Here is a 17,591-nt window from a genome sequence, read left to right on the forward strand (position 1 = left end):
CGCTGCGTTTAAGCATTATTGGCACTGATTTCCAGTGTGCGAGAGCGGCAAGCCATGAGCGACGATGAAAAATTGATCGACCTGGGCGCAGAGCGCGCCAGGCGCGTTCACGATTTGAACGACAAACGCCTCAACGAAGTGCGCAATGCCTTCGAACAAGCGATGCCGTTGAGCAGTAAAAAACCGAAGAAAAAGCCTAAGAAACGCTGATACCCCTCCCGACATCATTGATCCTGATCAGTGACCCCGTGCGCACGAACGACGAGCGAGCGGATAACTGATCTGGATCAACATGCCCTGGTGCAACTGCGCTTAACCTGAGCCTATCGAATACGGCAGAGGAATATGACGACACGAAAGTCGTTACCTGTGCCGGGAAAGGACAATACAAGAGGAAAGGCTGGCGCAGGCCGCAGTCATTCCGGGCAATGAGCACGCAAGGCACTTCGGGCGACTCGGGTCGCCCTTTTTTTCGTCTGCGTTTCAGGCTGCGCCCTCATTTCACGCTCTTCGCACCCGCATTGGCCAGGTCGTAGGCTCTGGCTGCTTCGGCTGTTTTCACGTCACGGTCGTAGCTCGGTGTCCAGGCGGTTACCGGTGACTTCTGAGTGAAACTGACGTTACTGCCGATGTCTTTGAAGTGAGCGTCGCCATAGTCATCCAGCACGCCGGAGTTACTGGCCTTGTTGGAAACATCCACGCCTTTTGCGAAATAGTTGGCCTGCGACAGGATGGTTGCATCCCCTGTGGCGGTGAAGCCGAGGTGGAAGTCGTCAATGGCGTTGTTGAATACATCGAATTGCCCATGACGCATCAGGCCGGGTGCCCTTACATCAAGATTGCTGAACACGTTGTTGGCGATGGTCATTCGCGGGTAGCCCTTGTATTCGGCCTTTGCAGCTGCCGAATCGTCAGGCTGACCGAGGATCACACCATATTCGTTGTTCTGGAATTTCGAATTGGTCAGGGTGACCAGATCGGCCTTGCCGCCGACGTAAAGCAGTTTATCCAGCCCTTTGGGGTTCTGGTCCTTGGTGCCGGTGTAAGTGTTGCTGTCTATCCAGTACTTTTGGCCACTGCTGATGAACATCTGCATGTCGCCGTTATTGCGATAGCGCGCATCGTGGCTGAAGTTCAGGTTCTGGAAAATGTCATTGCTCGCGGTTTTGCCACTGGCCAGGTAGATATTATGCAGGGTGTTGCCTTTGTCGGTGCCCAGCAGGGTTTTGTTGGCTCCAAAATTGATGGTCACCTTGCTGTCGGCAGACAGGTTGGCTCCGAGACGCACCGTGCGGGCTGTGTCGTCTTCCATCTTTTCCTTGAGCTCCGCCACGCTATTGACGGTGACCACTTCACCTTTATTGCCACCGGTTGTATCGGCTTCCTTGGCAAAACCCAGGATGCCAGACATATCTGCGCCCTGGCCATGCGCGGCGTGGGATACCGGGGCGGTCAGTTTCTCCGTTGCATCGGGTGTGTCGAGGGTCGTTGGTGGTGTTTTCGGTAATACCGGCTCGCTCGCTACCGCGTGCGTCCCCGGTTCGGCTTTGACAGGCGTCTTTTCCACCGTCGAAGTGCCCCGCCCGGCAACCCCGGCCGTGGTTGGTGACGTGGCAGAAGGCGCTGTGTCTGTGGTTTTCTGCAGCGCCACCGGTTTGTCTGCCGGGTGATCGCTTTGCACCACAAAAGGCTTTTCTGCCTTGCCCGAGGGGATGGATGGTTGTGAGGGTGAGGCTGTCGAAGGCGCAGATGACGATTGCGGGGACGTTGGAGGCTGTTCGCGTTGGGTCTGCGCGGGTGGAGATGCTTCGCGCTGCGGTTGATTACCCAACAGGCCGGAAAGCAGCTTTTTGATAGCGTCGCGAATGGCTTCCACCAGTTTGTTCAAAAGCAACTCGCTGGTAGCGCCAGGCGTGCTTGACGCTGTGTGGGTGGTGGGCGATTGCGCTGTTGAACTCAGGATATTGAGTGGTGATTGCAGGCCGGTAGCCTGATGTGGCGGGCTGAAATCGACCGTGGTGCTGTTGTGGCCCGACCTGACGTCTGACGGCTGGATTCCATCGGGGGCTTTGGTGCTGCCCAGAGCCGGTTGCCCGGAGACGGGGTAATAGTTTCTGTTGATCATATTCATGGCTGATTTCCCCGCCTGTGGGAATGAACAATTCGTGATCCCGGATAGAAAGAGCTGCTGTGTCCCTGAGTGGAAGGCGCAGGGAAACAGTTCCGGGGTGCATCATGAATTTTTTGCTCAGGCCACTGGCGAGTCTGACGTGCGCGCTGCGTGGCGCACGCCCGTCTTTGGTATCAGCCGAAAGTGATCTCGGGCAGTACGGTCAGGTCGACGGTCTGCTGCTTGCGCGGCGCGAGGATTTCAGCCTCGCCATCTACAACCAGTTCATCGTTCTGATTGAACACGCGGGTTGCAATGCGTACACGGAACTTCGGCAGTTTTTCCAGGATTTCCAGGCGCACTGTCAGGGTGTCGCCCAGTTTTACCGGTTTCTGAAACGTCATCTGCTGACCAATGTAAATGGTGCCCGGCCCAGGCAATTCGCATGCGACGGCAGCGCTGATCAGCGCGCCACTGAACATACCGTGGGCGATGCGTTCCTTGAACATGGTCTTGGCAGCGTATTCGGCATCAAGGTGGACCGGGTTGTGGTCGCCGGACATGGCGGCGAACAGTTGAATGTCACGCTCTTCCACTGTTTTGCTGTAGCTGGCGGTCTGACCGACTTCAAGGGCTTCGTAAGGCGTGTTGGTGACTTGAGTCATGTGGCTGTCCTGACAATAAAAAATGGATTGAAGCGGGCCGGTTCATGCAGTCCGACTTGGCCTTGATTTGTAACACTTGATGACCTGTCGCCGCCAATGCGCGGACAAGATCATTCAGACGCTTGCTGGCGCTTCCCGGATCACATTCAAGGCAAATAATAAACAAACGGCTTGAGAATACCGATGTTGCGCTGTCGCAGGCCTGTTGGTTACCTGCTCGTCGACACAGGACAGTGTATCGCTGGCGACCAATTTCAGTCTGAACAGAGACAAGATTCATGCAGTTGATGACGCACTCTCGATTATTTGCCTGAGGCGCTTTAACTGCTAACGTCGGGCCAGGCCTACGCAGGGAAGAGGATAAAAATAATGCAAGCTGATTTCTGGGATGACAAGCGTCCGGCCGGTGTCGACTCCGAGGTGGATCTGCAGACTTATCAGTCGGTCATCGAAGTGTTTGAACGCAGTTGCCGGAAATTCGCGGATCGGCCCGCGTTCAGCAATATGGGCGTTACGCTGACCTACGCTGAACTTGAACGCCACTCTGCGGCCTTTGCAGCTTATCTGCAGCAACACACGCAACTGCGGCCGGGTGACCGCATTGCCGTACAGATGCCCAATATCCTGCAATACCCGATTGCCGTATTTGGCGCGATGCGTGCCGGTCTGATCGTGGTCAACACCAATCCGCTGTACACCGCGCGCGAGATGCGCCATCAGTTCAAGGACTCGGGTGCCAAGGCGCTGGTTTACCTGAACCTGTTCGGCAAGCTGGTGCAGGAAGTGCTCCCGGACACTGCAATCGAACACCTGATCGAAGTGAAAATGGGCGATATGCAGTCGACGGCCAAGGGGTGGCTGGTCAATACCATCGTCGACAAGGTCAAGAAGCTGGTCCCGGCATTCCATCTGCCTCAGGCCGTCGGCTTCAAGCGTGCACTTCGCCTGGGTCGTGACAGCCGGATGGAGGCCGTACCCCGAGGCCTGGACGACGTTGCCGTGCTGCAATACACCGGCGGCACCACGGGGCTGGCCAAGGGCGCGATGCTGACTCATGGCAACCTGGTTGCCAACATGCAGCAAGTCTACGCCTGCATGCGTCAGCAAATGCCTGAAGGCGGCGCTCTTTTTGAGGAGGCTGCCGAGGTGATGATTGCGCCGTTGCCGCTTTATCACATCTATGCATTCACGGCGAACTGCATGTGCATGATGATCAGCGGCAATCACAACATCCTGATTACCAACCCCCGCGATATCGGCGGCTTTATCAAGGAGCTTGCCAAGTGGAAATTCACCGCCATGATCGGCCTCAATACCCTGTTCGTGGCACTCATGAACCATCCTCAGTTCAGGAGTCTGGACTTCTCGACGCTGAAAAGCACCAACTCCGGCGGCACGGCGCTGGTCAAGACCACAGCCGAGCGCTGGGCGCAGATCACCGGCTGCACGATCGTCGAAGGCTATGGCCTGACCGAAACTTCGCCTGTCGCCAGTGCCAATCCTTACGGCGCTCTGGCTCGTCTGGGGACGGTCGGCATTCCGGTGCCCGGCACGGGCATGAAAGTCATCGATGACCACGGGGCCGAATTGCCTTTTGGCGAGCGTGGCGAACTGTGCATCAAGGGACCGCAGGTCATGAAAGGCTACTGGAACCAGCCGGCTGCCACCGCCGAGTCGCTTGATGCCGATGGCTGGTTCAAGACCGGCGATATTGCGGTGATTGGTGCCGATGGTTTCGTCAGCATCGTCGACCGCAAGAAAGACCTGATCATCGTGTCCGGCTTCAACGTTTACCCCAATGAAATCGAAGACGTGGTCATGGCTCATCCGAAAGTCGCCAATTGCGCCTGTATAGGCGTCCCGGACGAACGCTCGGGGGAGGCCGTGAAGCTGTTTGTGGTGGCGCGAGAGCCAGGGTTGAGCGTTGAAGAGCTCAAGGCGTTCTGCAAGGAGAACTTCACGGCTTATAAAGTACCCAGGCACATTGTTCTGCAGGAGTCATTGCCGATGACGCCGGTGGGCAAGATTCTGCGTCGGGAGCTACGAGACATCGCCTGAGCCTTTTAAACGTCTCCAGCTGTGTCCTTGACCCCGGTTGCAGTCCGCTGCACCGGGGTCTGATTTTTTCAGAATCAGTAATATTGACGCCCGGCCGCTCTGTTCCGGTGCTTTCGGGTGGATGGCTAATATTGTTTTAATGTATTAAAAGTGACTTGTGTGTAGATTATGGTCACTTTTGTGACTGTGCGGCCTTCTTATGCCTCTAGTCGAGGTTTGGCAAAGCTGCTACTCTCGGCGCGCTTTTTGATCAGTCATAAAGCGAAAAAAGCGTCTACTGCATAATTCCAAGCACAAGAAAATCATCGCTTCAGGCGATGTGAAGAATTCGCTATCGCTACGGAGCCGACTGAATGATTGATAACTTCTGGAAGGACAAGTACCCGTCCGGTATCCCCGCCGATATCAACCCTGACGAGTATCCCAATGTCCAGGCGGTCCTGAAGCTGTCCTGCCAGCGCTTCGCCGACAAACCGGCGTTCAGCAATCTGGGCAAGACCATCACTTACGGCGAGTTGTATGAGCTGTCCGGCGCGTTTGCGGCCTGGATACAGCAATATACCGATCTGCAGCCGGGTGATCGCATCGCTGTACAGTTACCTAACGTCTTGCAGTACCCGATTGCCGTCTTTGGTGCCATTCGCGCCGGGCTGATCGTGGTCAACACCAACCCGCTGTACACCGCGCGGGAAATGGAGCACCAGTTCAACGACTCCGGCGCCAAGGCGCTGATATGCCTGGCGAACATGGCGCATCTGGCCGAGAAGGTCGTGCCGAAAACGCAGATCAGGCATGTCATCGTCACCGAAGTGGCCGACATGCTGTCGCCGCTCAAGCGGCTGCTGATCAACAGCGTCATCAGATACGTGAAGAAAATGGTCCCGGCCTATCACCTGCCGAAGGCCGTCAAATTCAACGATGTACTCGGCAAGGGCCGTGGCCAGCCGGTGACCGAGGTGTCGCCTGGCGGCGTCGATGTTGCCGTGCTGCAATACACCGGCGGCACCACCGGTGTGGCCAAGGGCGCAATGCTGACTCATCGCAACCTGATCGCCAACATGCTGCAATGCAGGGCGCTGATGGCTTCGAACCTTGGCGAGGGGTGTGAAGTCATCATCACGCCGCTGCCGCTGTATCACATCTATGCCTTTACCTTTCATTGCATGGCGATGATGCTGCTCGGCAATCACAACATCCTGATCAGCAACCCGCGTGACCTGCCTGCGATGGTCAAGGAGCTTTCGAAATGGAAGTTCAGCGGCTTTGTCGGGCTGAACACGCTGTTTGTGGCCCTGTGCAATAACGAGGGCTTCCGCAACCTCGATTTCTCGGCATTGAAAGTGACCCTGTCTGGCGGCATGGCCTTGCAGCAGTCCGCTGCCGAGCGCTGGAAGCAGGTCACTGGTTGCCAGGTCTGTGAAGGCTATGGCATGACCGAGACCAGCCCGGTGGCTACGGTCAATCCCGCTAAAGACGTGCAGATGGGGACCATCGGCATTCCAGTGCCGTCGACGCTGTGCAAGGTCATCGATGATGCTGGCAACGAGCTTGCGTTCGGTGAAACCGGCGAGTTGTGCATCAAGGGCCCTCAGGTCATGAAGGGCTACTGGCAGCGCCAGGAAGCCACGGATGAAATGCTCGACAGTGATGGCTGGCTCAAGACCGGCGACATCGCGATCATCCAGCCGGACGGCTACATCCGGATCGTCGATCGCAAGAAAGACATGATTCTGATTTCCGGTTTCAACGTTTACCCCAACGAACTGGAAGACGTGCTGGCGACACTTCCTGGCGTGCTTCAGTGCGCCGCAATCGGCGTACCGGACGAGAAGTCGGGCGAGACCATCAAGGTTTTCGTCGTGGCCAAACCGGGCGTTACCCTGACCAAGGATCAGGTCATGGAGCACATGCGTGCCAACCTGACTGGCTATAAAGTGCCGCGCAGCGTGGAATTCCGTGATGTTCTGCCCACCACCAATGTGGGCAAGATCCTGCGTCGCGAGCTGCGTGATGAGGAATTGAAGAAGCTGGGCGTGAAGAAGTAGCGCGGAGTATCCATAAAAGCATGCGACGCAGAGCGTCGCACGATAGTTGGGATTATCGTTCCGCACGCTCCAGCGTGGGAATGCGGTTCTTGACGCTCTGCGTCGCAAGAGGACGCGGAGCGTCCAGAACTGCATGCGACGCAGAGCGTCGCACGATAGTTGGGATTATCGTTCCGCACGCTCCAGCGTGGGAATGCAGGTCTCGACGCTCTGCGTCGCAAAAAGGACGTGTAGCGTCCAGAATGGCGTACTTCATACTTTATTGTCATTGAGCTGCTGCCGGCTAACCATGACCGCAATGGATAGCCTGACACTCAGGCCATTCGTCACGGCCCGCCACAATCTGCGACAATCCGCACCTGCCATTTGAAAAAGACCCTGCGCGCCTGATGACCGACGAATCGCCTTCTATCGACCAACTCCTGAAAAACCTCGACCAAGCGATGATCAGCGAACGTCATCGTCTGCGCCGTCAGTTGCATGATCTGCGCAAAAAACCTGACGAGGCGAAGCTGGCGCAGTGGGTTGCACGGGTCCAGGCGTCTTGCGCGCAGGTGACGGCACGTCGTGAGAGCGTGCCGACGATCCGGTATGACGACAACTTGCCCATCGCCGCCAAACGCGATGAGATCAAGGAGGCGTTGCTCAAGCATCAGGTGTTGATCATTGCGGGCGAGACAGGCTCCGGAAAGACCACCCAGTTGCCGAAAATCTGCCTCGAAATCGGTCGCGGCCAGCACGGTCTGATCGGTCATACCCAGCCGCGCAGGATTGCCGCACGCAGTGTGGCCAGCCGGGTGGCCGACGAACTGGGGACACCGCTGGGCGCGCTGGTCGGTTATCAAGTGCGCTTCGAGGATCAGAGCGACAGCAACACCCTGATCAAACTCATGACCGACGGTATTCTGCTGGCCGAAACCCAGCATGACCGCTTTCTCGAGCGCTACGACACGATCATCGTCGACGAAGCCCATGAGCGCAGCCTGAACATCGACTTTCTGCTCGGCTACCTGAAAACCCTGCTGCCACGGCGTCCGGACCTGAAGGTCATCATTACCTCCGCGACCATCGACCTGCAGCGCTTCTCCGAACACTTCAACGGTGCGCCGGTGATTGAAGTGTCCGGGCGTACGTTCCCCGTAGACCTCTGGTATCGCCCGCTGACCAGCGAGCAGGACGAGGAAGGCAACAGCGTCGAAGACGATCTGACGGTCGATCAGGCCATTCTGGCCACGCTGGACGAGCTGGCGGCCTTCGAGCGTACCGAACGCAAGAGCCCGGGCGATGTGCTGGTGTTTCTGCCCGGCGAACGCGAGATTCGCGATGCCGCCGAAGTGCTGCGCAAGGCGCAGCTCAGACACACCGAGATTTTGCCCCTGTATGCACGCCTTTCGCCCGCCGAACAACAGCGCATTTTTCAGTCGCATCCCGGTCGTCGTGTGGTGCTGGCGACCAACGTGGCCGAAACCTCGTTGACGGTGCCGGGCATCCGTTACGTGATCGACACCGGTACTGCGCGCATCAGCCGCTATAGCTATCGCGCCAAGGTCCAGCGCCTGCCGATCGAGGCCGTGTCCCAGGCCAGTGCCAACCAGCGCAAAGGCCGTTGCGGACGTGTCGAACCCGGTCTGTGCGTGCGTCTGTACAGCGAAGAGGATTTCAACGGTCGGCCTGAATTCACTGACCCCGAGATCCTGCGCACCAACCTGGCGGCGGTCATCCTGCAGATGCTGCACTTGCGCTTGGGCGAGATCACCGATTTCCCGTTCATCGAGCCGCCGGATGGCAAGGCGATCAGCGACGGGTTCAACCTGCTGCAGGAGCTTTCTGCCGTCAATCGCGAGAATCAGCTGACACCGCTGGGCCGCCAGCTGGCGCATCTGCCGGTGGACCCGCGCATGGGGCGCATGCTTCTGGAAGCGGCGAAACAGGGCAGCCTGCAAGAAGTGTTGATCGTGGCCAGCGCCATGTCCGTACAGGATGTGCGCGAGCGTCCTCCCGAGCGGCAGCAGGCGGCCGATCAGGCCCATGCGCAATGGAAGGACGCCGATTCGGACTTCGCCGGGCTGGTCAATCTGTGGCGTGGTTTCGAAGAGCGGCGTCAGACGCTGACTGCCAGCCCGCTGCGCAACTGGTGTCGACGCAACTTTCTGAATTATCTGCGCCTGCGTGAGTGGCGCGACTCCCATCGACAACTAAGCCTGATTTGCCGTGATCTGCAACTGACGGTCAACAAAGAGCCAGCCGATTACCCGAAATTCCACAAGGCCATTCTCTCCGGCCTGTTGAGCCAGATCGGGCAAAAGGCCGAAGAGGGCGATTACCTCGGCGCTCGGCAGCGGCGCTTCTGGATTCATCCGTCTTCCGGGCTGGGCAAAAAGCGTCCGCAATGGCTGATGACCGCCGAGCTGGTAGAAACCACCAAGCTGTACGCACGCATGGTCGCCAAGATCGATTCGGACTGGATCGAGCCGCTGGCTGGCCACCTGATCAAGAAAAATCATTTCGAGCCACACTGGGAGAAAAAGCGCGGACAGGTCGTAGCGTTCGAGCAGATCACGCTGTTCGGCCTGATCGTGGTGGGCCGTCGGCCGGTGCATTTTGGCCCTGTCGACCCGGTGGTCTCGCGCGAGTTGTTCATCCGCGAAGGTCTGGTGCGTGGCGATATCCTGTCCCGGGCCAGGTGCCTGAGCGCCAATACCCGCCTGCTGGAGCAGCTCGACGAGCTGGAGGCCAAGGCTCGACGTCGCGATATTCTGGCTGACGAAGACACCTTGTACAGCTTTTATGAAGCGCGAATCCCGGCCGAGATTCACCAGACGGCCACGTTCGACAGTTGGTACAAGACCGAAAGCCAGAAGAATCCGCAACTGCTGATCATGCGTGAAGAGGACGTGCTGGCCCGCGAGGCCAGCGAAGTCACTGCTGCGCAGTATCCGGATACTTTGCGCCTGGGCGACCTCAGCCTGTCGCTGAGTTATCACTTCGAGCCCAACCATCCACGCGATGGCGTGACGTTGCGCGTTCCCGCACCCTTGTTGCTGTCGCTGCCGGCCGAGCGTCTGGAGTGGCTGGTGCCGGGATTGCTGGAGACCAAGAGCATTGCACTGGTCCGCAATCTGCCCAAGGCTGTGCGCAAGAACTTCGTGCCGGTCCCGGACTTCATCAAGGCCGCCTTGCAACGTATTACCTTTAGCGAGGGGTCATTGCCTCAGGCGCTGGGGCGTGAGCTGCTGCGCATGACCGGCGTGCGGGTCAGCGACGAGGCCTGGACCGAGGCGGCACAGCAGCTTGAAGGCCATCTGAAGATGAACCTGGAAATCGTCGATGGCAGTGGCAAGTTCCTCGGTGAGGGGCGTGATCTGGCCGAGCTGACGGCGCGCTTCGCCGAGGCCAGTCAGGCGGCACTGGCTGTGCCGCAGAGCGCAAAGAGTCAGCAGCCGGTGCAGGCCAAGGCTTTTGCTGCAGTGGCGCAGAAGACACAGCAGAACATCGCCGGACTGTCGATGACGGTGTACCCGGCGCTGGTCGAAGAAGGCGGAGCGGTCAAGGAAGGCCGGTTTTCCACGCAGGCCGAGGCCGAGTATCAGCATCGCCGCGCCTTGCAGCGCCTGCTGTTGCAGCAGTTGGCCGAACCGGCAAAATTCCTGCGCAACAAATTACCCGGGCAGACCGAACTGGCCTTGCTGCACCGTGAGCTGGGGCGCATCGATGCATTGATCGAGGACATCCTGCTGGCCAGTCTCGACAGTTGCGTGCTTGAGGGTGAAGCCGAGTTGCCGCGCGACGGTGCCGGTCTGCTGTCACTGGCCGAGCGCAAACGCGCCGACTGGACCGAACATGCCGAACGGCTGGCGAAGCTGACGCTGGAAATCCTCAAACTGTGGCACGGGCTGCAAAAGCGCTTCAAAGGCAAGATCGATCTGTCTCAAGCCGTTGCGCTCAACGATATCAAGGCGCAACTGAGCAGGCTGGTGTACCCCGGGTTCGTGCGTGAAACCCCGGCGGTGTGGTTCAAGGAATTGCCGCGCTACCTGAAAGCCATCGAGATGCGTCTGGAAAAGCTGCCGGGTCAGGTTCAGAAGGACCGGGTGTGGAGCATCGAACTGGCAGGCCTGTGGACGCAGTACCAGACGCGTGCCGACAAACATGCTCAGGAAGGCAAGCGTGATCCGGAACTGGCGCTGTATCGCTGGTGGATGGAGGAATACCGCGTTTCACTGTTCGCCCAGCAACTGGGCACCAAAATGCCGGTGTCGGACAAACGGTTGAGCAAGCAGTGGAGTCAGGTGGAAGCCTGATCCTGCGCCGGAGCCCGGCGCAGTGAATTGCGTCTATCGGGTCGATATTCATTGGCCCGATAGCGCCAAAACCGGGCTCTGTGGCACACTCCGCGCCTGTCTTCACCGTGTCATGAAATGCTGCTCCCTGTTGCGGGCAGATTTTACAGTCGCACTGGTACGTTGGTCCCAAAAAACAGTGGGCCTCCGGACGCCGTGCCTGAGCAGGTCTTTACCTGCAACTCAATAAGAGAGGAACGACCGTGCACAACGTCGTCATCAGCGGCACAGGCCTGTTTACCCCGGCCAACAGCATTTCCAACGAAGAGCTGGTGCAGTCTTTCAATGCCTATGTTGCACAATTCAACAGCGATAATGCGGCGGCTATCGAGCGTGGCGAGTTAGAAGCGCTCAGTGAATCCAGTGCCGCTTTCATCGAGAAGGCTTCGGGCATCAAGAGCCGTTTTGTCATGGACAAGCAGGGCATTCTCGACCCGCAGCGCATGAAGCCCAACCTGCCGGAACGCGGTAATGACGAGTGGTCGATCCTTTGCCAGATGGGTGTAGCAGCGGCCGAACAGGCCTTGCAGCGCGCCGGCAGAACGGCTGCCGACATCGATGGCGTAATCGTTGCCTGCTCCAACCTGCAGCGGGCTTACCCGGCGATTGCCATCGAGATACAGGAAGCGCTGGGGGTTGCAGGCTACGGCTTTGACATGAACGTCGCCTGCTCGTCGGCGACCTTCGGCATTCAGGCGGCCTGTAACAGTGTGCAACTGGGTCAGGCCCGTGCCTTGCTGGTGATCAGCCCGGAGATCTGCACAGCACACCTTAATTTCCGTGACCGTGACAGCCATTTCATTTTTGGCGACGGAGCGACGGCCGTTGTGGTCGAGCGCGCCGACCTTGCCACCTCGCCTTACCAGTTCGATATCGTCAGCACCCGTCTGCTGACTAAATTTTCCAACAACATCCGCAACAATTTCGGTTTCCTCAACCGCACTTCGGATCAAGGGCAAAACGCACCGGACAAGCTGTTCGTGCAGGAAGGTCGCAAGGTGTTCCGTGAGGTCTGCCCGATGGTTGCCGAACTGGTCGCTGCGCATTTGCAGGATAACGGCATCAATATCACCGACGTCAAACGCTTCTGGCTGCATCAGGCCAACCTGAGCATGAACCAGCTGATCGTCAAGAAGCTGCTGGGCCGCGACGCCACGGTCGAAGAGGCTCCGGTGATTCTCGACACGTATGGCAACACCAGTTCGGCTGGCTCGGTCATTGCGTTTCATACTTATCAGGATGATCTGCCGAAGGGCGCGCTGGCTGTACTCAGTTCGTTCGGTGCCGGGTACTCGATCGGCAGCGTGATTCTACGCAAACGCTGATTGCTTTGGACGGGTAGCGCTTGAGCCGCGAGCGTTACCTGTCATATCCCGTTATGTCACTCGCAACCCCTCGGGTCTTTATCGTGTTGGCTTTTAACCAAGCCATCACGGGTATCGACCATGTTCACTGTCAACATCACATCCGAAACGCAGGCGGTGCCAAGCAGCCGGCTTTCCGCGCACCCCTCCGACTCCGTGCCCTTCGAAACAGACCACCCCAATGCACAGTTCATTCGGGGCAATCTGCCTGCCTGGTATCTGAACGCACCGGCAACCTTGCGCCGGGCACTGCAGGCCAGTCAGCAGAAAACCATGCGATCCTGGCATGTGCTGGAGCCCATCCGTAATCGACTGTTATCGGCACAGGAATTTGCTGCACCGCTGCTTTCAAAGGCATTTTTCGAGCGTTTCAAGCACAGGCTGGACGTTGAAGCGTTCCAGCTGATGACCTGGCGCTACGACAAGAGCTGGAAGCCCGATCCCCTTGAACAGACGCTGCTGCAGGCTGCGTTGCAGAACTTCGCGGCCAGCAATCGAAGCCGGTTCGATCCCTATTCGGCCATCCTGCGTACAGGGGGGCTGCGTTACTGGCTGATTGATAGCGCCGAGCGAAGATACCGGGTCGAATACAGGGACCGCATCAATATCAACCTTGAGCAGTTCGCCGATTTCTGCCATGAACTGGATCTCGGGGGCCGTTATCAGACCCACCTGGACAGCGTATTCAAACCCGCTGCCGCAGAGGCTGCGAGCGCGGTTGCTGCCGCGTTCATCGCCAGTGAGCGTGATGCCGTCGAGGTGCTCGCGCACATTGCCATGATGAAGGGCGACCTCACCGATGCCGCTTATCAGATGCTGCTGAGCGTAGTGAAGCCCGCTGACCGTCCACAATGGGATGGCAAGGGTGTGCGCTACTGCCAGTTACACATGCTCGATACCTACGCTTTTTCAGGCTGCCTGTTACACGGTGCCTTGTTGATCCAGCAGGATATACCTGAGCCTGATGGCGGGCCTTGCGTGGTCTATATGCCTTCCGAACCCTCACATCCGATCAAGCAGTTCGCGTCACTTCAGGCGTTCAGCGCCAGCCTTGCAGGAGCGCTCGGCAGTGAGAGTTATCGGCAATATTTCAGCCGTTTCGTCAGTCTGAGCAAAAGCCCGGAGTTCTTTGCCAAACTGAAATCGCGTCTCTATCCCGCTCAAGAATCGACGCTGGACGTCAATGCTGACCTGGTCTTGCAGGCGCAGCCCTTTTCGAAACCTCCATTCGAGTTGCTTTACGACCACTTGCTGGCTAAGACCTACGGCGATTCAAGGGCAATCGCAGTGCCTTCGGCCCAGGCGGATCACATTGCCCGCGACGCATTGCTTGCAGCCCTGAAAAGCAACGGCATGGATATGCTCAATGCGGCCGGGCTTTTTGTGCCGGTGCTGGGTGAGGTCATGGCAGTGGTCGCTCTCTATCAGCTTGCTAGTAAAGCGTTCGTTGCCTATCAGGACTGGACGCACGGTGAAGTGGAAGAGGCGATGCAGCATGTTTACGAGATAGGTGAAGACGTGGCCCAGATGCTGGTGACAGGCAGCGTCATCGGTGCGGTGGAGCGTTTTGAGCCGTCGATGTTCATTGAAAGTCTGGTGCAAAAGAGGGTGGATGGATCAATCCGTCTTGGCAAACCGACTATCGATGCCTATGCAGATACCGTCAGTTTGCCGGATGGCCTGACTGCCAATGCTCTGGGGCTCTACGAGCTCGACGGCAAGACCTGGCTGCCTCTGGGACGCAAGCTGTATCGCGTAGAGGCAGATGCGACGCGCGAAAACTGGCGCATCAAACACCCGGTGAATGAGGGCTCGTACTCGCCAAGGCTGAAGCACAACGGCAACGGCATTTGGCACCATGAATGGGAAAACCCCATGGGTTGGGATGAGGTAACGGCTTTCCGGCGTCTGAGCCCGAGCTGCGATGCATTTACCGAGGACGAAATTCAGAAGGTCATGCGCATTACCGGCACCAGCGAGGGTGTGTTGCGCCAGATACATGTCGAAAGCCTGCAGCCTCCGGCCCTGTTGAAAGATGTTATTCAGCGCGTGGCAATCGAACGGGAGTTGCAGAGCTGTATCGAGGCACTGAAGGCCGAAGATTCGTCGCAGGTAACGGTTGCTCGTATCGAGCCATGGATGAAGCTGCTGGCTTCGTCGCCGCGCTGGCCCAGGGAGCGAGGACTTTTACTGCTCGATGCCGACGGGACCATGATCGATGCCTGGAACGCAGGTTCGCAGATGACACTTTCCTCTCATGTCACGAGGCCGACGGAAAACCTGACGCATGTGCTGGGCCAATTGCTGGAGGGGCTTGCACCCGATGAAATAAGCCTTCTGACTGGAAGCGGCAGCACGGACACAGCTGCCCGGGTCAACGGCTTGAAACGCCATCTTGCCGAGTACGCTCAACGTCATGTGGAGCAATTGCTTGATGGACTTCATTCATTGGCAGAGCGCAGCAGCGACCCATTGGTCAAGCTGATCCAGCGCGACTTCGCCAAGTTGCCGGATGGCGTCGCCCTGGAGCTCCTCGACATGGCAAGTGACGCAGATAAAGCCCGGATGACATCAGAGAAACGCGTGCCGCTTTCGCTTGCCGAGCATGCTCGTGAGTATCAGCAGCAGTTGAGACTGAACAGGACCATCGAGGGGTTCTACCGAAGCTTAACCGACAACCCCGATACCCATGCTGCGGGGCTCGGCATATTGCACGATGTGCCGGGCTGGCGCGGAGATCTGTCAATCGATCTACTCAAGGACACGCTGGAGGGGGACGTAATCGCGAGCCTTGAAAGTGGCGAGGCGACCGCCGTGCATCGGACTCTGATCAAGACCAGTGAGGGATTTCAGCCCTTCAACCATCTAGGCAATTCTCTGGGGGAGGTCGACCCGCTTTTTTTCGGCGCTTTGCTCAAGGCGCTTACTGATGAGGCGCGCATCGATATCGCGTTGCCTTTGAATGCCGACGAGCAGCAACTGCGCAGTCTGGCGGGCCGTACCGCAGCGGCTCGTCGCGACCGGGTCGCTGGCATTCTACGTATGCAACCTATCAAGCCCGCAGTCAAATGGCCGCAACGTTTGCCTGATGGTCGTATGGGTTATCCCATGAGTGGACGCTTGCGTAATTTATTTCGTCGGTTGGGCATTGGTGCGTCCAGGCATTCGCCTGAGCTTGCGGTGAAGAGCCTGTACCCGGACTTTACCGACGACGAGGTGTCGAGCTTTCTTGCTGAGTTACGGGCCGAGTATGCCGGTTCAGACCGGCAATTGCAGAGCTTCGTTCGGCAGCGGCTGCGGAACCTGGCCGATGAGTTGCGCACCCTGCAGACCACCCTGGACAAGTGGGTCGAGCAAACGCCTTTTTCCTCCTTGCGCAGATCAAGGGAAATTGCGGCAAGGCGCATTCACGGATGCTGGAAGAGACTCAGCGCTCACTGCAGAAACTACCAGGGTGAGTTCTTGGGCTACGCGCTTGATCTGGATGATCTACGCATAGGACAACTGCCGGATATAGCCGCCAGTTTTGCTCACGTGGCAGTGCTGAAGGTGCGCAACATGCAGCTGACTCAATCGCAAGCGGATGCATTACTGAAAAAATTCAATAACTTGCGATCATTGAGTCTGGACTTCAACGATCTTCAATCCATGCCGGAGTCGATAGGGAGAATGACCCTGCTTGCAGAGTTGTCACTCAGCCACAATCCCTTGCACTGGACCGAGACTTCCAACACCGTTTTACAGAACCTGAACCGTCTGGAGATCCTCGACCTCAACTATTGCGCCCTTGGTGCAGGGGCGGATATTCGGGCGATTAACGCCCTTCGTCTGCTGTTCTTGCGCGGTACAGGTATAGAAAGATTGCCCCGTTGGAATTGGTCGAGGTCGGATCTGATTCGTATTGATGCGCGTGATAATCGCATCTCGGAAATCTCCATCGAGGAGCTCGAGAATATCGACCGCTCCCTCAGTTCATCGCGCCTGCACCTGCATCTGCAGGGCAATCCGTTGAATCAATCCACGCTGGAGCGCATCCGACTGTTTCGCGAGGGCAGGTTGCAAGCGCGATGGGTCGTCAGCCGTAATCCTCCGCCACTTGAGCCCAGACCCGACAGCACGCCCTGGCTTGCAGGTATGAAGCCTGACCAGGCAGGTGTTCGCACCACGCTTTGGCAAGACCTGCAAGCGTGTGCAGGGTCCACGGATTTTTTTCAGATGTTGAACGATCTGGCGCACTCGGCCGACTTTACAAATAACCGTGCAGAGCTCACTGCGCGAGTCTGGAAGATGATCGAGTCGGCCTCGGCAAACTCAGAATTGCGTGCCCAGCTGTTCGATCTTGCCGCGCACCCCCAGACCTGCGGCGATGGCCTGGCCCTGGTCTTTGGCGACATGGAGATACGTGTCCAGTTGTTCTCGATCATGTCATCCACGCCGGAGGCCGCGCAGCCAGAGGCACTGTTCAAGATGGCCAGAGGCCTGGAGCGCCTGGATCAGGTGGAAAAAATTGCGTTACGCGACATTACGCTTCGTCAGGCGATCGGCGAAACGGTGGATGAGGCTGAAGTGCGTCTGGCTTACCGCGTCGGCCTGCAAGCGCGGCTTGAACTGCCGGGTAAGGCGAAAACCATGCTGTTCAGCAATATGGCGAACGTAAGCAAAGCTGATTTGCAGGTGGCGTACAACGAGATAATCGAGCGCGAGGGAACCCGGGCGTTTTTGGAGTCGATGATTGCCAGGGAATTCTGGATGAGTTATCTGGAAGTCCGTTACGCTCCCGTTTTCGAGCCGGTAAAGCGACCGTTCAATGAGCGTCTGGCGGTGCTGGATGAGCTGCCGGCGGATCAGCAATCCGATCAACAATACCTCGACCGGATTGCCCTCATCGCCAGCCAGCGTACGCAGGCGCTCAATCAATTGGCGATCAATCTTTCCACGCAGATTGCGGAGGCAGTAAACACGGCACCTCAATAAGGGATATTCTTCACCCTGTCTGCCTATCGGGGAAC

Annotated in this window: 8 protein-coding genes; 6 read left to right on the forward strand and 2 right to left on the reverse strand. The window is 57.9% G+C overall.

The annotated features are described in order from the left end of the window. Window positions 1-54 precede the first annotated feature (54 nt). Window positions 55-210 carry a hypothetical protein gene (locus tag ALO80_RS31605; RefSeq protein WP_005743242.1) on the forward strand — a complete coding sequence of 52 codons (156 nt, stop codon included), beginning with the start codon at window positions 55-57 and terminating at the stop codon, window positions 208-210. A gap of 286 nt (window positions 211-496) precedes the next feature. On the opposite strand, the gene ALO80_RS12310 is transcribed toward ALO80_RS31605, so the two are convergent. Together ALO80_RS12310 and ALO80_RS12315 are read right to left on the reverse strand one after the other, a co-directional pair. Beyond that, window positions 497-2,131 carry a pectate lyase family protein gene (locus ALO80_RS12310; protein WP_055009213.1) on the reverse strand — a complete coding sequence of 545 codons (1,635 nt, stop codon included), beginning with the start codon at window positions 2,129-2,131 and terminating at the stop codon, window positions 497-499. Window positions 2,132-2,304: 173 nt separating this feature from the next. Further along, on the reverse strand, window positions 2,305-2,775 hold the full coding sequence (locus ALO80_RS12315) for a MaoC family dehydratase (protein ID WP_005743244.1): 471 nt from the start codon (window positions 2,773-2,775) through the stop codon (window positions 2,305-2,307). Window positions 2,776-3,144: 369 nt separating this feature from the next. On the opposite strand from ALO80_RS12315, the gene fadD2 reads away from it, so the two are divergent. From fadD2 to ALO80_RS12340, 5 genes are all read left to right on the forward strand, one after another. Beyond that, a complete protein-coding gene (gene fadD2, locus ALO80_RS12320; RefSeq protein ID WP_055009214.1) occupies window positions 3,145-4,833 on the forward strand; it encodes a long-chain-fatty-acid--CoA ligase FadD2 in 1,689 nt (562 codons plus the stop codon). 353 nt (window positions 4,834-5,186) lie between these two features. Next, a complete protein-coding gene (gene fadD1, locus ALO80_RS12325) occupies window positions 5,187-6,878 on the forward strand; it encodes a long-chain-fatty-acid--CoA ligase FadD1 (protein WP_055009215.1) in 1,692 nt (563 codons plus the stop codon). A gap of 389 nt (window positions 6,879-7,267) precedes the next feature. Beyond that, window positions 7,268-11,179, forward strand: coding sequence for an ATP-dependent RNA helicase HrpA (gene hrpA / locus ALO80_RS12330; RefSeq protein WP_055009216.1), 3,912 nt, complete (start codon window positions 7,268-7,270; stop codon window positions 11,177-11,179). A gap of 242 nt (window positions 11,180-11,421) precedes the next feature. After that, on the forward strand, window positions 11,422-12,543 hold the full coding sequence (locus tag ALO80_RS12335) for a beta-ketoacyl-ACP synthase III (protein WP_055009217.1): 1,122 nt from the start codon (window positions 11,422-11,424) through the stop codon (window positions 12,541-12,543). A gap of 120 nt (window positions 12,544-12,663) precedes the next feature. After that, the gene (locus ALO80_RS12340; RefSeq protein ID WP_055009218.1) at window positions 12,664-17,556 is read left to right on the forward strand and encodes an NEL-type E3 ubiquitin ligase domain-containing protein; all 4,893 of its coding nucleotides are present in this window, start codon (window positions 12,664-12,666) and stop codon (window positions 17,554-17,556) included. Window positions 17,557-17,591: the final 35 nt, after the last annotated feature.

The organism is Pseudomonas caricapapayae (assembly GCF_001400735.1).
Lineage (GTDB): Bacteria > Pseudomonadota > Gammaproteobacteria > Pseudomonadales > Pseudomonadaceae > Aquipseudomonas > Aquipseudomonas caricapapayae.

What these genes read in the sequence shown, in the direction of transcription:
- ALO80_RS12310 (WP_055009213.1), bottom strand. Translation starts at nt 2,131, where the DNA reads ATGAATATGATCAACAGAAACTATTACCCCGTCTCCGGGCAACCGGCT.
- ALO80_RS31605 (WP_005743242.1), top strand. Translation starts at nt 55, where the DNA reads ATGAGCGACGATGAAAAATTGATCGACCTGGGCGCAGAGCGCGCCAGG.
- ALO80_RS12340 (WP_055009218.1), top strand. Translation starts at nt 12,664, where the DNA reads ATGTTCACTGTCAACATCACATCCGAAACGCAGGCGGTGCCAAGCAGC.
- fadD1 (WP_055009215.1), top strand. Translation starts at nt 5,187, where the DNA reads ATGATTGATAACTTCTGGAAGGACAAGTACCCGTCCGGTATCCCCGCC.
- fadD2 (WP_055009214.1), top strand. Translation starts at nt 3,145, where the DNA reads ATGCAAGCTGATTTCTGGGATGACAAGCGTCCGGCCGGTGTCGACTCC.
- hrpA (WP_055009216.1), top strand. Translation starts at nt 7,268, where the DNA reads ATGACCGACGAATCGCCTTCTATCGACCAACTCCTGAAAAACCTCGAC.
- ALO80_RS12315 (WP_005743244.1), bottom strand. Translation starts at nt 2,775, where the DNA reads ATGACTCAAGTCACCAACACGCCTTACGAAGCCCTTGAAGTCGGTCAG.